Origin of the sequence: Pyrococcus horikoshii OT3 (genome assembly GCF_000011105.1) — an archaeon.
GTDB classification, from domain to species: domain Archaea; phylum Methanobacteriota_B; class Thermococci; order Thermococcales; family Thermococcaceae; genus Pyrococcus; species Pyrococcus horikoshii.
The window spans coordinates 215712-231566 of the sequence record NC_000961.1; the positions used below are offsets into that span (position 1 = coordinate 215712).

The following is a 15855-nucleotide window of genomic DNA, read 5'->3' on the forward strand; positions in this document are numbered from 1 at the left end:
AAATAGCAGGTCAGCGAAGGGCGTGGTCATCATCTGCTCAGCAAAGCAAAAGCTCTTCATCCCCTGTCGGCCCGGTCGGAACCCCCGGTTCACGATTCCCCGGAGAGGGCGGGAACCGGGCCGGTTAAAAATTATAGAGAATTATTTATTAATCTTAGCGAAAAATAAAAAGAGGGATGATGAGTTTTTCCCTCACTCTGAGGAGTGATGAGGAGCCGATGCACTGACCTCGATCATTGTATACTCCTTTTCTACTATGAACACAGGTTCCACTCTTATTCCCCTTATGATAAGCTTATCTCCATGCTCTTTCTCCAGCTTCTCCTTGTAGGAGGATATAGCGTTCTTTGGCATTTCAGCGTTAACCACTATCTCGTTTTCTCCTGGACGTAGCTTTATTCCCTCTTTGAGTTTTGTTATGAAGAACGTATCCATGTGGGGCTCGAAGGATGCATCATAATCTTCATTGCTCTTTCCTCCCTTCCTAACTAAGTATATGAAGGTTGCCCTTAGGTACAAGTCTGCGGTGTATTCCTTGTCAACTCCCACTTTGAGCTCTAACCTTCCCGATTCTCCCTCCCTCATAATGTAGGCTGGATTTGTAATCTTACCATTTACCCTTACCGGACCAGTTAAAACTCCCACTGGGCCTTTTTGGGCGAGGATGAACCTGTACTTTTGAGCGGTAGGTAAAGTCACGTTGACGATTATTGGGTACTCCTCTAGATGGTTCATGTACTTTATTTCGCCTACCTTTATCCTCTTGATGATTTTCGTTCCATTTAATGCATAGACGTAAAGCGTTGCATTCTTTATATCCCTCCCAAACGCTGAAATGTACAGCCTTAAGGTGTGCTTTCCTGGGCTTAATTTTCCTACCTCCCTCCATGTTCCGTTTATGAAGTCCTCTATTTTATATATGGCAAACGGTCTGAATTCATAAACTATAACGCTACCGTACTGATAAACTGGTATAAAGTTTGAGAAGAGCTTTTCTGCAAATTCTGAATAGCTTGATGTTGGAATTCCAAAAGCTAGCTTGACGAAGTTGCTAGTTGCGACCTTGTAATAGGCCAAAACTCCAAGGCTAGGCGTTAGGTATACGACATATGGGAAGGGGCTACCATCGCTACATCTTCCACTTCCTTTAATTTTAATGTTCCCAGGGAATGCTACAGAAAGTATCGGGCTGCACTCTAGTTGCCCTATATTTACGGCTATTCTTCTCGTCTTATTTTGCTGGATAACTTTTATTACTATCCTAGCGTACGGGTTAACATAAACGTTTCCTGCTGCCTGGGTTAGTAGTATTGTCGTAACCCTTCCTCTTCCGTTTTCATCTCCATTGTATTCTTTCCTGGTTATAGCCCCTCCAAGGTAACTTATTGCATTGAATTTAGCCCAGTCGTTGAGGTATATTATGAAGTAGTTTAACTCCCAGCTTTCGAAGTCAACTTCACTGATATTCCCATCCCTAGCTAAAAATAAGGCCAGTATATGATCCCTATCTCTGGCGTGTCCACCGTCAGCGCTCGCCCTTCTGTTACCCAGCAAGCTCGACTCTATCCAGTATCCATAATCCCACCAGGATGTTGCGGTTGCATACTTTGACGTGTTACTCCTTAACCACTTCAGGGCTTGCTCCCATCCTGTGACCTCTATCTCGGTATTCTTTAAGGCCCTAGCACTTCTAGCTAGTACTGGAGCATGGACGAATGGGATAACGAGTATCATTAGGGAGAGCACGATCCCAAGTGCGGCCTTTATTCCGATGTTCTCCTTCATCTTCTCTATAACATCCATTGAGAATCCTATGAATATGCCAAAGAAAAGTGCTACTGCGTAACTTGCCAGGAAGAGGAACCTAACGGCCAGGTACAGCAGGTAGAGGGACATTGTATAGAATACCAGAGCGAATAGGGTTTCATTGTCACTCTTCGCTTTCTTAAACAGATCATATAAGTACTTTGTTAAGAGTATCAAAAGCCCAGGGATGCTGAGGAAGAATATTAGTCCATTCCCACTTTCAACTCCATAGTAGGCCTTTACATCACCTATCGTTGTCTTTGCAAGCTCTTGAACTGTCTCATAGACTTGAGTCGACTGATAAGCCCCTCCCATTAATCTAAAGAGCTTTGGTCCCACGTACGCGTAGGCCCCTCCAAATCCGAGTAAAACTATGATAGTAACCACGAGAAATCTATGCTTTTTGTCAGAGTAGTTTAGGTACCTCCCTCCGTAGAGCATTATCACAAGGAGGAATATTAGCCCTAGGAACACCTCAAAGGCGAATCTGATGAATCCTCCAATCTTTACTATTCCGGGGAATGTTAGGGCGTAGCCAAAGGCTAAAATTGCCAGATATGCTGGATAGAATTCTTTTACGAACTTTTTGAGTTCTTCTAGTTTTCCAAAGATAAATAAGATTATCGTCTGTAGCGATGCAAAGCCCAGGAGAACCATCAAGCCGAAGGGGGATCCGTTCCATGCGCCCAATGAGATTACAGTTAATAAGACGAAGAGAGTTCCGTATATAATTTTTCTAGTTTTATTGCTTTCTTTTAGGTAATAGAGCATTGCAACTGAAGCGAATATGAACAAAGCCATAAATGGCCCGTCACCTCTTGCATTCCCTGAAAAAGTCCTTGAGAAGTTTGCTGTAGATACCGTTAGTACTACTGCTCCCCACAGCCCAGTCCACTCGTTTAGGACTTTCCTTCCCAACAGATAAACTGCTATAACACCAAGGAACCCAACGAAGGGAGGCCATAGTAAGAATGCTTGAAGCTCATTATAACCGAATAATGAAACCACTTTATAGAAGGCTGCTGGGAGAAGGTATAGACCAAGAGGCTCCCCAATTAAGCTTCCAAATGGTGCATCTGACATAGGATAATACCTGGGTAATCCTTCTTTTAGGACTAGCTTGTAGATCTCAAAATGGTAGAATGTATCTGGGTCTGGAAAATATTTTCCAGCCGTCAAGTGGCGAAGGTAAAATGCATAGATTGCGAACCCAAATACTAAAATTGGTATCAGCACCTTTTTGAGCAGAACGTAAGTACTTCTCTTCTCTTCACCTTCTTTACCTTTCTCAACCTTCTTAACTTTGCTTTTCACCATTTCCTAAACACCCCCTACTCCACAGTTACAGACTTTGCAAGGTTCCTGGGTCTGTCGGGGTTATGACCCTTAAGGACGGCTAAATGATACGCTAATAGCTGAAGCGGTACTATATAAGTTATGGGAGCTAATTCTTCGGGAACTTTAGGTAATCTAATGAAGATATCACTAACCTGATGCAACCTTACATCATCCCCTAGGGAGATTATAAATCCTCCCCTGGCTTTGGCTTCTTCAATGTTTGATAGCATCTTTTCGAATGTCTTACCTGTCGGTGCTATCCCGACGACTGGGATCCCATCTTCAATTAGGGCTAGTGGCCCATGTTTTAACTCTCCTGCTGATAACCCCTCCGCATGAACGTACGCTATCTCCTTTATTTTTAAGGCTCCCTCCAGGGCCGTTGGATAATTTATTCCCCTTCCAATGTAGAAGAAATCCCTCTTATCATTTAGTTTGACCGCAATTTCCCTTATCTTGTCGTTAATCTTAAGGGATGAATCCACTAGTTCTGGTAGCCTCGGGATTGTTCCTTCAATTTGAGAAACATCTATTCCAACTAGCTTCCCGAGCTCCTTAGCTAGTAATGTAAGAACCACTAGTTGGGTCGTATAAGTTTTCGTTGCTGCAACTCCTATCTCTGGTCCAGCATGAGTATAGAGGGTTTCATCTGCAATTCTAGTTGCTAAACTACCAACGACGTTAACGATCCCTACGACTTCTACTCCCTTTGATTTAGCAAGCTTCATAGCCGCTACGGTATCTGCAGTTTCCCCACTCTGGGTTATTGCTATCAGAAGGGATCTGTTATCTAGGATATCCTCATATTCATACCTTAACTCGCTAGCTTCCTCCACAATTACGGGAACCTTCCCAAATCTTTGAATTAGATACTTTCCAACGAGGGCCGCGTGGTACGATGTTCCCATTCCTGTAATGATTATTCTGTCATATTTCATTAGCAATTCTGCAACTTTTGGAGCTTCCTTAACGTTACCATAAATTGCATCTTTTATAGCCTTTGGTTGTTCAAAGATTTCCTTTAACATGAAGTGCTCATATCCACCTTTTTCGGCCATCTCTAGGGTCCATTGGATCTCGTGAATTTCCTTTGTTTTGACAGCTCCCGTTATAATGTCTTTTATCGTAAACCAATCCTTGGAAACTATACCGTATTCTCCATCATCTAAGAACACGGCCCTGCGAGTATAAGCTAGAAATGCCGGGATATCACTAGCCATGAACATCTCTCCCTTCCCAATGCCTATTATAAGGGGGCTGTCCTTTCTAGCTATGTACAATCTTTCAGGGTCATCTGCGAAGAGAACTACGAGAGCGTAAGATCCCCTAAGCCTAAGAAGTGACATTCTAAAAGCATCTTCAAAATTTCCAGTTATCCTGAGGTTTTCCTCAATAAGGTGAGCAATTACCTCAGTGTCCGTATCGCTCCTAAATACATGCCCTCTTTTTAGCAGTTCTCTCTTGAGTTCTTGGAAGTTCTCTATTATTCCATTGTGAACGACGACTATCTTTCCCGTGCAATCGGTATGGGGATGAGCGTTAGTGTCATTTGGAATTCCATGAGTCGCCCACCTTGTATGTCCTATTCCTATATTCCCGGGTAATTCCAAGAAGTTTAACTTCTTTACAAGTTCATCAATTTTTCCAGCTCCTTTCTTTATGAATATTTTACCTTCATAACAGGTTGCTATCCCCGCTGAGTCATATCCTCTGTATTCAAGTCTTTTGAGACCTTCAACGATGACATCAGAGGCCTTCCTAGGCCCTATGTATCCTATTATACCGCACACATTTTCCACCTGAAGACTTAATATTGGGGCATATTAAAAAAATTTCCTGGGCGATGAAGAACTGGATCCGAGCTGATCTCATGATGAAGGAGGTTTAACCTGAGCCTCCATGATTACAGCATTTCCCTCCCTAGTTATTCTGTATTTTGCAAAGCTCGATGTTTGAGAGAGGTGCTTAAGTATACTCTCAAATTTTTCTGCACAATCCCTTGATGAGAACTCTATCTTCCAAATTACGTAAGTTTCGTTGACGAGAACTATCCTATCCCCCTCCCAATTCCTTGCTATTTTCATAGCTTCATTCCATCCGTAGACTTTTAACGATATTAGGAATATGTAGTACGCTCCTAAAGTATCTTCAAGTTCTCCATTAACTTGAAGAGTTACATTCTTTGGTTTCCATCTCCTAAGGTAGAGTTCTGGAAACATAACTACTTTCGTTGAGGTTGGCGGATCCTTGTAGGCTGAGTTTACTAACTCCCATCCCCCCTTGTTGTAAAGGTAATAGACGAACTTATCTCCAAAAACGTAGGGGAAGACGTTTAAACTCCAGAAGAGGTTTCTCTTGGATATATTGGTTATCTTGATTATCCTTATTCCATGTTCCCTGCAGAATATATCAGCTACGAGATCTGCGTCTCCCTCAATCAATGCGCTAAAGGCTAATTTTTCATCAAAGGTCTTTTCATTTCTTTCTCTCACTAATTTCCTTTGAAGGATATGAGTTAACTCATGAGCAGTAGCCCTTAAAGCTATATCTCCGGATGATAAAAAATTCTCCCTTATGATGTATATTTTATTCCCTACAGTAGCCGCTATCCAGTTTGCGGTGCTCTCTTTTTTCTCTTTGAATAATGTTTTATTTGGAGGAAGTATGAACGTTACCTTATAAACAATCTCCCTTAGTTTCATCTCTTTAGTTGGGACTGGGGGTGTAAAAAGTACCTTAGCTTCCTCCCTAGTTATTATAATAAACTTTGGTCTCTCTTCTGGTGTTATTTCCCTTATTCTCTCAACATCCCTTTCTATTAGGTAAACCTTTTTCAGCACTTCATCTGGGGGAGAAATAGTCGATAGTGCTTGAAAGATTAAAATAAATATTATAACAGTAAGAAGGGCGAGCTTCTTCATATTTCATTCTCTCTTTAGAGCTTTATAAACTCTTCTTGCATGCCCTCCTTCGTTATCGTGACTACCTGAACCTTCTTGCTTCCCGTGTAGACATCCCTGGAGCCGGCCGCTTTTATTGCTTTTATGGCTAACTCTTTAGCTTCCTCTATTCCCAAGTTTTCCTTATAACCTTCCTCCAATATGGCAATAGCAAAGGGTGTTCCGGAGCCTGTCGCTGTATAATTGTCAAATATCAACCCTCCATATGGATCCAAATTTGCTATCGTTGGTTCATCAACGTATCCTCCGATAATTATCTGAACTAAATATGGGAACCATTTGTTCTCGTTCAGTATATTACTCAAGAGGTTTGCCATGGCCTTCGTAGTCATTGGTCTACCCCAGGCGAAATAGTAGTATCTTGCTTCCGCTTCCAAGATTCTGGCTATCATTTGGACATCTCCAACGCTTCCAGCAGTTGTTATCGCTATTCTATCAGTTATTGGGATTATCTTTCTTATGTTCAGTGTTTCCACCATGTGATCAAGAGACGCCTGAGTATCAGCGGCGAGGATAACTCCATCCTTGACTTTAATCCCTACTGTTGTTGTTCCTGTTTTTCTGTTCATGCTCTCACCACGAAAACTTTAACGTTACTATTTTTAATACCTTTACCTCGGGATCTTATCATGATCGATGAGATCCTAAAGGTTCTTGAAAAGTATTCAAGTTCTAGTGAAATAAAATTCATGGATATAAGGATGGAATCTATTGAATACACAGAATTAACGATTGAAAACGGTAAGGTAGAGAACTTAGAGAACAATGGAGAGAGAGGCGTTGGAGTTAGGGTGCTTATAAATGGGTGGGGATTTGCATCTACAAATGATCTTACTAAAATTGAGGAAATCGTTAAAACCGCAATAAAAATGGCCAAGGTCTCCAGGATTTCTACCTCCGTGTATACTCGAGATCCGATTGAGGATAATGTAGAGGTTAAGCAAGGAATCAAACTTAAAGATATCGACCTCGAGGAAAAGGTTAAACTTGGTGTTGAAGTTAACAACATGCTGAAAAGAGAAAACATAAAGACAAGAAAGTTTTCTTATTCAGATATCATCGTTAAAAAGCTGTACTTGAGCTCAGAGGGTAGCATAATAGAGAGCACTGTTCCGAGGGTGTACTTATCGATATCATCTGTTGCTAAGTTTTCAGGTAAGATGCAGACCTATTGGAAATCCTTCGGCGGGACGGGAGGTTGGGAGATAGTTGAAAAAATAGACTTTGAACACTGGGCTAATTTTGTCTCCAAAAAGGCCGTCTCTTTACTTTCGGCAAGATCTCCTCCTTCTGGTGAGATGCAAGTTATAATGGATCCTGAATTGGCCGGGGTTTTCATCCACGAGGCCCTGGGGCATGCAAGTGAAGCTGATGCCGTAAAGCAGGAGGAAAGCATTTTAGCTGGAATGCTTGGGAAGAGGATTGCAGTTGAAGAACTTACCGTGGTAGACGATCCAACGTTACCCGGAAAGTTTGGATCGTACATATATGATGACGAAGGGATCCCAGGGAAGAGGGTTGAAATAATAAGGGATGGTGTGCTGGTTAATTACCTCAATGATAGGGAAACATCGAGCCTACTTAACCTGGAACCTAATGGGCATGGAAGGGCCCAAAGTTACTCTCATGTTCCGTTAGTTAGAATGTCGAACACTTATATAGAGCCGGGAGATTGGAGATTTGAGGAGATTCTAGATGAAGTTAAATTTGGTGTGTACATGATAGGAGATAAAGGTGGACAAGTCGACGTTGCAAGCGGTAATTTCATGTTCGCTGCAAAGGAAGGATATTTAGTTGAGAATGGTGAAATAAAAGGGCATTTAAGGGATGTAGCCCTTAGTGGGAACATACTTAGTGCTTTAAGGGAAATAAAGGCTATTGGTAATGATCTAAAAATAGAATTTCCCGGTTTCTGTGGAAAGGGACAATGGGTTCCTGTAGATGACGGGGGGCCTCATGTTTTAACGAAAGCCATAGTGGGGGGACTTGAATGATTGTAGATGATGTTGAGAAGTTAGTTAAGATACTAAAAAGTTTCGACGTTGAGTGGGAGATTTATTGGGAATCAGCTTCTTCACTCTCGTTAAAGTTTAGAAAAATTAGGAGGGCTGAAATTGAGAGAAGTACTTATAGAGTTTCAAGTGGAATTGGGCTCAGGATTTTAGTTGGAGGTAAGATAGGGTTTTCTTACCTTTCAGGTTCAGACTTCTCAAAGGATGAGCTTGAACTCCTAGTTAAGAGAGCATTGAAAATAGCTAAAATCTCAGGCACTGAATATCCAGCTTTTCCAGTCCCCGGGAAGTATCCATCTATTAGGGGACTATATGATAAAAGAATAGTCGACCTTTCCATTGAGGATCTCTCTTATTATGGAACTGAATTAGTGAATATCGAAGTCTTTGGAGAAGCTTCCATAGGGACGTCTACTGGGATTAGGGGGATAATGAACTCAAATGGAGTTGAGGGCTCAGAGAATAGGTCGCTCTTAACGCTCGGTCTTTATGCCTATGAAAAGGGTAAGGGAAGCGGTAGTTATGGTAAATCATTTAGAGTTCTTCCAGACATGGAAAAAGTAGTAGAGGAAATTAAGGAGACTGCAATGTTTGAGTTCAAGCTTAGTAGAGAGGCTAAGAAAATTGAGAAATATGAAGGAGAGATTATAATTGAGCCGAAGGCTTTGATATCTTTTCTCTCAATATTTGTCCCAAACGTTTCGGCAAAAAGTGTTTACATGAAGAGAAGTAGATTTGAAAGACTTGGAGTTGAAGTGTCCTCTGAAAGTTTCAGCATTATTGATGATCCTACGATCGACGAAGGTTTAGGAAGTTATAGTTTTGATGGAGAAGGAAATCCTGGGATGAGGAAATTCATAATTAAAGATGGTGTTTTGACATCTTTCCTCTCTGACCAAAAATACGGCTCTCTACTTGGAATAGGGAGCACAGGAAACGCCATTAGGAGTTACTCATCTCAGCCTATTATAGACTCAAGTAATTTGCTAATTCCTTCGGGAAATGAAACTCTTGACGAAGGAATTTTTATAAGGAGCGTTTATGGGGAGCATACGGCAAATCCTATAACGGGAGATTTTTCTTTGAACATCGAACTAGGATATATCGTCAATAATAGGGGAGTTAAACCCTTTAAAGGAAACATGATAGTAGGCAATATTTTTGAAATGTTAAAAAATGTTACAAGTATTGATAAAAATGTTGAAATTTTAGATGACTTTATTGCGCCAAAAATAACTACCTGGGGGAGGATAGTTTAATATAAACCTTTACTAAGGTTTAAAAATAGTTTAAAGAATAATATCAGGGGATGCAAATGAATAGCGAGAAATTCTTTAAGTTATTCAGAGTTGGTGAGACTGTATTGGTGGAATACTCTGGAACATCTAGGGCCGAGCTGTTACTATATTATATAGTCAATAATTCAAAACTTCCCATTGTTGTAGATGACATACTTGATACCTACTATGAATTTTACACGAGGTTGAAGGTTGCGGGGTTTGACGTTGCTCCATTAGAGAACGTCCAAGTAATAAAAATGGGTGGAACAAAGGATATAGGAAGGGTAATCGGGAGGTTGAATATTAGTAAATATGTAATAAGTGAGCAGGAGTATATGGAGATAGTAAGCCAGTTAAAGGATTACCCGGTAATAAATCCTGTTTTAGGACTTCATAAGTTAATCTTACTTGGAAATACCTTTGAGAACATAAATGTCGTCAAAATGGTTTCTAACTATGTGGGAAGAGAGGAAAGGATAGCGTTCTATTTCGTTAATAGGAATGTAATAGAGAAGCATTCTTCCCCAATCTTGGATCTTCTTGAGGAGGTCGTTACTTCGATTCTAGAAATAACGGATTCGGGAATCATTATCAAAAAATCGATAAAAGATGAGATAGCTGGGAAAATAGTATCACCGCTCCTCAACTTTTAGCCTTTTAATAACTGGTGAAGCAACAAAGATATCAACTCCAGTTTGGATTGTATTTGGTAGTGCTATCGCTAGCCAGAAGGGCGTCTTTGTCATTTCCTCGACTATTCTAATTACATCGCTCCTCGAGCTTATGCTGTACCCGAGCATCTTGAGGAAGAGGGGAAGGGCAAAGTAATAATTGAGGAGTATCATTAGAACATCCCTAATTATGCTTCCCAGGATAAATGCGATTATAAGGTATCCCACTCCAAATTTATTCGTTATCCTTCCAGAAATTTCTAAACCTATGAGTACTGAGAGGGTTGCAAAGAATTTCATTATAGGCCCGATTCCCATAGTATTTGGCCCTGATATTATGAAAAGAGCAATTGTCATGGTTATCAAGCCGAAAAATCCCGCCCTAAATCCCAGGAGGAGGTACAGTGCGATTATTGGCACAGCAACTAAATCTATGTTCATCCCCCAGGGTGTTCTGACCTTTAAGGGAAGTATCTCGAAAATAATACTTAGTGCAACCATAATTGATGTAAACGCTACTAGCTTTGCTTTGCTCATTTTTACATCCCGTTTTAACTTTGAGACAATATTTTTAAATATATGTTCTATAATTGGAACAAGCGAGAAGTAATGAATACTAAAAAAGGCTCGGAGTTAAGTTTTTGAGATCAATTCAATAACATCCTTCAGGTTAGCTATGCTTGGAATCTCAAATCCCCTTTCCTCTAACTTTCTGACTTTATCTCCTTCCTGGTTTATCCACACGGCCCACATCCCGACTTTTCTTGCCCCCTGATAGTCTTCGGCGTACGTATCCCCTATGTGTAGGGACTCTTCTGGTTTCACTTCAAAGGAGTTAAGTACCTTTTCAAACATCTCCTTCCTCGGCTTATAACTGAGAACTTCATCAGCAAAGAATGTTTTGTCTATGAACTCCATTAACCCAAATCTCTCAAGAAGTAACCTTGTGTATGAGCCAGGCCAGAACATAACGTTTCCTATAACAGCTGTCTTTAATCCTCTCTCTTTTACGAATTGCAAAGCCTCTTTGGTTCCTTCCAGAACTAAGCTTTCATCGACATTTAAAATGGCCCTCGCGGTAGCTCTTTTTACGAGTTCAACGTCTACCTTCAGCTTTCCTGCGAGGGCTTCTTGGCTACCGGTAAGAACTTTCCTGGGATCTTCAGACGCTTGGGCTCTCATCTTTTTTATCTCGTTTCTAACTTCTATAACAGCATTTGCAACATCCTTTATATGAAGTCCACTAATTTTTGCAAGCTGATGGGAGAATTCATCCAGCATAATGTTTAGATCAAGTAGGGTATTCCAGACATCAAATGTCACGAGCTTCACTTCTCTCACCCCCAATTTTGAGGGCTAATTTAGCGGCTTCTTTAGGATCATCAGTAAATATAACCTTCACAATCCTCTTGTGATCGAAGTATCCTTCCTTTGCAAGTTCCATTAACCTGTCACTCGCGTACCCTGTTCCTGTGATTACTATTACTGGGATCCCTAGATTGTAGGCCATTAAAGCCTCTATCATCGTTCCAACTCCCCCTCCTAGGACGACCAGAACATCGGCAGATTCAATCAAAACCCCGCTTCTCTCTACAGGGTTTAATCCTGTTTTTACCCTGACCGTGTTAAATCTGTTTCCATTATCTGAATACGGTAAGATCCCAACCACAATTCCTCCCTTTTTCCTAAATTCCTCGCTTGCTACCTCCATTATTCCTCCTCTACCACCGGTCATAAGTATTACATCAGATGGTAGGGCTTTGATGAATTCTTTGGTCTTTCTAACTGCGACTTCCAGTGGTTTTTCATCGCTTGAGCCTGCTATCGCTATCTGTATCATCCTACAAACCCCCTAATAGCGGGTATTAGATTTATTCCAAGAAGAAGGAGGGAGATAAGCATGATTGAATACCCTATGGCTTTTCCAAACTTTGGAGAGAGCTCCGTTAGAGTGTCAATTAGCATTCTTCCTCCATCGAGTGGGATAACGGGGAGGAGATTCATTAATCCGACTCCAAAATTCAGAACATATATCCAGTAGAATGTTGTTAGAACAATGGTGAGGGGTTTATCAAATCCAATCTTAGAGATCCAGTGTTGGGTTGGGTAAATTCCTATAAACCCCTTCCCTGCCCTTTCTGGATGCTCTCCCAGGATTATTGAAATGTTAATTATCTTTTTATTCCTTATTACTGTGAGAGTTATCTCTTCATTGGGCCTAGTTTTGTTCATAAATTCCATGAATTCTTCCAGGGTTTCTATTTTCATACCATTTATCCCGATTATTACGTCTCCTTTCTGTAGTACATTGTACGCTGGGCTATCCTTTATCGTACCTGCTATCTCAACTCCATGGGGTTCGAATGCCAGTGCAATTCCGTTAACAAGAAGTAAAGATATTAGGGCGACCACAAAGTTTGCAAAGCTTCCGGCTCCAAAGACCCTTAGCCTACTTCTAAGAGGGGCTTTTTTGAGTTGATCTTCATCCGGCTCAACGAATGCCCCAGGGATTATTATAAAGAGTAGTAAACCCACAGATTTGAGGGGAATATCCTCAGATCTTGCAACGAAGCCATGACTTAGCTCGTGAACAATTACCAAAATGGCTAGTGCTATTAAACCGTAGACTAAGGGAATTGTAACACCAGGAATTACCAATTGAACGGATGGCATGGTTACAGGTTTTATCGGCCTTATTATATTGTAAGCTTGCTTTGCAAAATAATAAAGCACGAAAATCATTCCTCCAAATCCCGTTATAATCCCTAGATCTCCGTAAATCTTCCAGAATCTTTGATACTTTCTTCCTATCCTATCGATGAAATTAATAAATTTTTTAGTTCGCCATATTATCTGGAAGGGAGCTATCTCTAAACTTTCACTTCTCATACTTGTTCCGAGTATCGATATTAAAGCCCAAAATATTAAGATACCCAGGATTGCATATGTGAGCGTTCCCAACAGTCCCACCAGTTGGGTGATAATTAAAAACCTTTTTAAGGTTCACCTAGAGGGGGAAGTCCTATGGATATTAGGGAGATCCATAATTTTCTAAATAAAATGTGGGAGGAGACATTTAAACTAAGGGAAGAGCTAAGAGAAGAGCTTAAAGATTTTGAGGTGGAGGAGGTAGGTGAAGTGTTTAATGCTTATCTCTACGTTGATGGGAGATGGGAAGAGATGAAGTATCCCCACCCTGCATTTACGATAAGACCGGGAGGTGAAGTGGGGGCTACACCTCAGGGATTTTATTTCGTCTTTGCATTTTCGAAGGATGAATTAACGAAAGAGTTCATAGGTAGATTTCTAAGGAAGTTTAAGAAGCAATCGTTTATCTATGGTATGAAAAATTTTCTGGAGGACTTTTACAATCCGAACAATCCGAGGGGATATGAAGAAGTTTTTGAAAAGATAAAAAATAGTGATGAAGAGTTTATAAACTTCGAAGTTGATACGAGCTTTAACAGGGAAGAGCTAAAAAGAAAACTAAGGGAGTTTATTGAGCTCGCTAGAGAATTTGACCTCCTCTAGTATATAAAGCTTAAATATAGGGTGCTGGTTATGGTCTCTCAAGGGATAGGTATGGAGGGACTCCTTGCAATAATTGTGATTCCGTTCCTGGGATACCTGGCCTATAAGGTTAAGGCCTTGGATAAAAAGGGGTCATTAATTGCTATCCTTCTTGGGTATGCTATAATAATACTTGGCGGTTATCTTCCATTTCTCGCACTCTTAACTTTCTTAATAGCTGGAACGTTAGCTACTAGGATTAAATGGAATGAGAAGAATGCTCTGGGTTTAAATGAAGATGTCTATAGGAGTGTTGGTAACGTCCTAGGTAATGGTTTGGCTCCTCTTCTCTTCCTAATACTTGAAGTCCTTGCTGAGAAGGATTGGGGATGGGCCGGGGTTTTCTCTGCGATAGCTACTGCAAACGCTGATACATTAGCGAGTGAAATCGGTAAGGCCTTCGGTAAAAACCCCATTATGATAACGACGTTTAGAAGGGCCAAAGTTGGAGAGAGCGGTGCGGTATCCTTAGTTGGTGAAATTGTGGCCCTCCTCGGAGCTCTTATGATAGGGATATTTGCAATGTTCTCATCCTATAATAAATTTGAGATGCTGCTCTCTGTAACTATTGCTGGATTTTTAGGATCTAACATAGATAGCCTTGTGGGGGCAACGCTTGAAAGGAGGGGATATCTAGATAACAATGGAACGAACTTCGTGGCAACCTTACTTGGAGGTGTAATTGGCATTTTAATGTTCCTCATTGTTGGGTGATGAGATGGCGGATTGCTGAGAGATGATGAGGACCTTAGGGGCTGATTAAATTTCGATTATCGTAAAATCCCTGGCGACAATTCCACTTATTTTCGCTTCTCTGACTTTTTTCTCAAGTATCTCCTGTGGATAGTTACTGTGACTTATGTGGGCAAATACCGTTTGTTCAGCTTTAACAATCTTTGCAAGTTCTATTGCATCATTAACCCCTAGGTGCGTCTTGGGGATAGACTCTTTATGTGTCATCTCCGATATAAGTAGGTCACTTCCCTTAATTAGATCTATAACCTCGCTATCCCTTATTATCTCTGGTCCAGTATCCCCGGTTATTGCAACTGTCTTATTCTTTCTTTCTATGAGAAATCCCCCAGCCATCTCTATTGAGTGAACCACTGGAAAATGGATGACCTTAACTCCGTTCACCTTATACTCGTTCCAGAATTTAAGTTCGACATAATCCCAGTCATTTCCCAATGGGGCCTCAGAGTTGAATGCTAACATTGCCAAGCTTCTGGCAACCTTTATTCCTAGAGGATTCGAGGCGATCGTTAGCTTTTTGAATACTTGAGCGTCTGGTAATCCGAAAATATGATCGAAATGGGCATGTGTGATTAAAATTGTCTCAACCTCTTTATTTAGCTTCTCGAGGTGGTAGTGTAAGTCTGGTCCTGGATCTATCAGGATTCCGCCTTCAATATATACCGAGAACCTTGTTCTCCTGAACGCTGGATTTATTCTAGCTCTCGTACAGTTCTCACAAGTGCAGAGAGGTTTTGGAGTTCCGCTGTAAGATCCTGATCCCAGAATTATTACCTTCATCTTTAATCCTCCCAAAAGTTCTTAACTTAGCCCTTACGTTTAAAGTTTGGTGAGAATATGGAGGAGTATTACATTTGCCCCCAGTGTGGGAGTGAGGATGTTGAAGTAATAAAGGAGAGAGGGAGGGAAATAACCCTAAAGTGTAACGAGTGCGGTTACGTTTGGATTATTACTCTCCCAAAGGTAGTAAGAGTTCCGATCATAGTTAGCAAGCATGAGAGGAGCTTTAAAAAATTTGCCGAGCTACCTAAGGGGGAAACAATTAAAGTGGGTGACATAATAGAGCTTGAAGATGATGAGGTTAGGATCCTTAGCATAGAGCTTCCTGGAGGAAAGAGAGTTAAAAAGGCAAAGGTTGAAGAGATACAAACCCTTTGGGGTGAAAGCCTAACATATCCCAAGGTTTTCGGAGTTTCCATATACCTTCCTGGTGGTATAACTCAGTCATTCAAGGTTGTGGTAGATAGGGATGAGGAATTTGTCGTTGGCGAGGTCATCGAGGTCGGAGGTTATACTTTCAAAGTCGAGATGATAAAGACGGATAAAAAGCTCATGAGAAGTGGAAAAGCTAAGGCCGATAAAATAGTTAGGCTTATGGGACATGCTGTAAGAGGGAGGGCCAGAAGAAAACTTAAGGTGTATGAGGGGTATGAAGCTCTTGAATCTGAAAAGTTTTAAGCCTTGT

14 protein-coding genes, 2 other RNA genes and 1 pseudogene are annotated in these 15855 nt (G+C 41.0%); 7 read left to right on the top strand and 10 right to left on the bottom strand.

The features are described 5' to 3' along the window. Positions 1-7: 7 nt before the first annotated feature. Positions 8-64, bottom strand: an RNA gene (locus PH_RS09530) — C/D box small nucleolar RNA. A gap of 108 nt (positions 65-172) precedes the next feature. On the opposite strand from PH_RS09530, the gene PH_RS09535 reads away from it, so the two are divergent. Next, an RNA gene (locus PH_RS09535) (C/D box small nucleolar RNA) lies at positions 173-230 on the top strand. 85 nt (positions 231-315) lie between these two features. Here PH_RS09535 and PH_RS01105 read toward each other — a convergent pair. From PH_RS01105 to psmB, 4 genes and pseudogenes are all read right to left on the bottom strand, one after another. Then, positions 316-3123 (bottom strand): annotated as a pseudogene (locus PH_RS01105) (STT3 domain-containing protein); the annotation flags it as partial. A 14-nt stretch (positions 3124-3137) separates the two neighbouring features. After that, positions 3138-4934, bottom strand: a complete 1797-nt coding sequence (gene glmS / locus PH_RS01110) for a glutamine--fructose-6-phosphate transaminase (isomerizing) (protein WP_048053067.1) — start codon at positions 4932-4934, stop codon at positions 3138-3140. A 78-nt stretch (positions 4935-5012) separates the two neighbouring features. Continuing rightward, positions 5013-6065, bottom strand: a complete 1053-nt coding sequence (locus PH_RS01115; RefSeq protein WP_010884347.1) for a hypothetical protein — start codon at positions 6063-6065, stop codon at positions 5013-5015. A 14-nt stretch (positions 6066-6079) separates the two neighbouring features. Next, positions 6080-6673, bottom strand: coding sequence for an archaeal proteasome endopeptidase complex subunit beta (gene psmB, locus PH_RS01120; RefSeq protein WP_010884348.1), 594 nt, complete (start codon positions 6671-6673; stop codon positions 6080-6082). A gap of 60 nt (positions 6674-6733) precedes the next feature. Between psmB and PH_RS01125 the strand changes: the two genes are divergently transcribed. From PH_RS01125 to PH_RS01135, 3 genes are read left to right on the top strand one after another with little or no spacing between them, the layout of a single operon-like run. Further along, positions 6734-8098, top strand: a complete 1365-nt coding sequence (locus PH_RS01125; protein ID WP_048053068.1) for a TldD/PmbA family protein — start codon at positions 6734-6736, stop codon at positions 8096-8098. Beyond that, entirely contained in the window at positions 8095-9375 is a 1281-nt protein-coding gene (locus tag PH_RS01130) for a TldD/PmbA family protein (protein ID WP_010884350.1), read from the top strand. Before PH_RS01125 ends, PH_RS01130 begins: the two co-directional genes overlap by 4 nt. 50 nt (positions 9376-9425) lie before the next feature. Further along, entirely contained in the window at positions 9426-10049 is a 624-nt protein-coding gene (locus PH_RS01135) for a DUF257 family protein (RefSeq protein WP_010884351.1), read from the top strand. Here the strand turns inward: PH_RS01135 and PH_RS01140 are convergent. The 4 genes from PH_RS01140 to PH_RS01155 form a co-directional block, all read right to left on the bottom strand. Then, positions 10029-10604: an ECF transporter S component gene (locus PH_RS01140; protein WP_010884352.1), complete on the bottom strand. Its 576-nt coding sequence runs from the start codon at positions 10602-10604 to the stop codon at positions 10029-10031. The genes PH_RS01135 and PH_RS01140 overlap by 21 nt on opposite strands. Before the next feature lie 96 nt (positions 10605-10700). After that, on the bottom strand, positions 10701-11399 hold the full coding sequence (locus PH_RS01145; RefSeq protein WP_048053070.1) for an HAD family hydrolase: 699 nt from the start codon (positions 11397-11399) through the stop codon (positions 10701-10703). After that, a complete protein-coding gene (locus PH_RS01150) occupies positions 11380-11907 on the bottom strand; it encodes a TIGR00725 family protein (RefSeq protein WP_010884355.1) in 528 nt (175 codons plus the stop codon). Before PH_RS01150 ends, PH_RS01145 begins: the two co-directional genes overlap by 20 nt. Then, complete coding sequence (locus tag PH_RS01155; RefSeq protein WP_010884356.1) at positions 11904-13037, bottom strand: site-2 protease family protein; 1134 nt, start codon at positions 13035-13037, stop codon at positions 11904-11906. Before PH_RS01155 ends, PH_RS01150 begins: the two co-directional genes overlap by 4 nt. A 54-nt stretch (positions 13038-13091) precedes the next feature. Between PH_RS01155 and PH_RS01160 the strand changes: the two genes are divergently transcribed. Next, complete coding sequence (locus PH_RS01160) at positions 13092-13598, top strand: DUF3201 domain-containing protein (protein WP_010884357.1); 507 nt, start codon at positions 13092-13094, stop codon at positions 13596-13598. A gap of 30 nt (positions 13599-13628) precedes the next feature. After that, complete coding sequence (locus PH_RS01165; protein ID WP_083755784.1) at positions 13629-14351, top strand: DUF92 domain-containing protein; 723 nt, start codon at positions 13629-13631, stop codon at positions 14349-14351. 45 nt (positions 14352-14396) lie between these two features. Here the strand turns inward: PH_RS01165 and PH_RS01170 are convergent, their stop codons facing one another. Then, positions 14397-15170 carry an MBL fold metallo-hydrolase gene (locus PH_RS01170; RefSeq protein ID WP_048053071.1) on the bottom strand — a complete coding sequence of 258 codons (774 nt, stop codon included), beginning with the start codon at positions 15168-15170 and terminating at the stop codon, positions 14397-14399. A gap of 57 nt (positions 15171-15227) precedes the next feature. Between PH_RS01170 and PH_RS01175 the strand changes: the two genes are divergently transcribed. Next, positions 15228-15848 carry an HVO_0476 family zinc finger protein gene (locus PH_RS01175; protein ID WP_010884360.1) on the top strand — a complete coding sequence of 207 codons (621 nt, stop codon included), beginning with the start codon at positions 15228-15230 and terminating at the stop codon, positions 15846-15848. Positions 15849-15855 lie beyond the last annotated feature (7 nt).

Excerpts from the sequence above, each read along its gene's own strand:
- PH_RS01175 (WP_010884360.1), top strand. The coding sequence starts at position 15,228 with ATGGAGGAGTATTACATTTGCCCCCAGTGTGGGAGTGAGGATGTTGAA.
- PH_RS01115 (WP_010884347.1), bottom strand. The coding sequence starts at position 6,065 with ATGAAGAAGCTCGCCCTTCTTACTGTTATAATATTTATTTTAATCTTT.
- PH_RS01140 (WP_010884352.1), bottom strand. The coding sequence starts at position 10,604 with ATGAGCAAAGCAAAGCTAGTAGCGTTTACATCAATTATGGTTGCACTA.
- psmB (WP_010884348.1), bottom strand. The coding sequence starts at position 6,673 with ATGAACAGAAAAACAGGAACAACAACAGTAGGGATTAAAGTCAAGGAT.
- PH_RS01170 (WP_048053071.1), bottom strand. The coding sequence starts at position 15,170 with ATGAAGGTAATAATTCTGGGATCAGGATCTTACAGCGGAACTCCAAAA.
- PH_RS01135 (WP_010884351.1), top strand. The coding sequence starts at position 9,426 with ATGCAAATGAATAGCGAGAAATTCTTTAAGTTATTCAGAGTTGGTGAG.
- PH_RS01150 (WP_010884355.1), bottom strand. The coding sequence starts at position 11,907 with ATGATACAGATAGCGATAGCAGGCTCAAGCGATGAAAAACCACTGGAA.
- PH_RS01130 (WP_010884350.1), top strand. The coding sequence starts at position 8,095 with ATGATTGTAGATGATGTTGAGAAGTTAGTTAAGATACTAAAAAGTTTC.
- PH_RS01165 (WP_083755784.1), top strand. The coding sequence starts at position 13,629 with ATGGTCTCTCAAGGGATAGGTATGGAGGGACTCCTTGCAATAATTGTG.
- PH_RS01125 (WP_048053068.1), top strand. The coding sequence starts at position 6,734 with ATGATCGATGAGATCCTAAAGGTTCTTGAAAAGTATTCAAGTTCTAGT.
- PH_RS01160 (WP_010884357.1), top strand. The coding sequence starts at position 13,092 with ATGGATATTAGGGAGATCCATAATTTTCTAAATAAAATGTGGGAGGAG.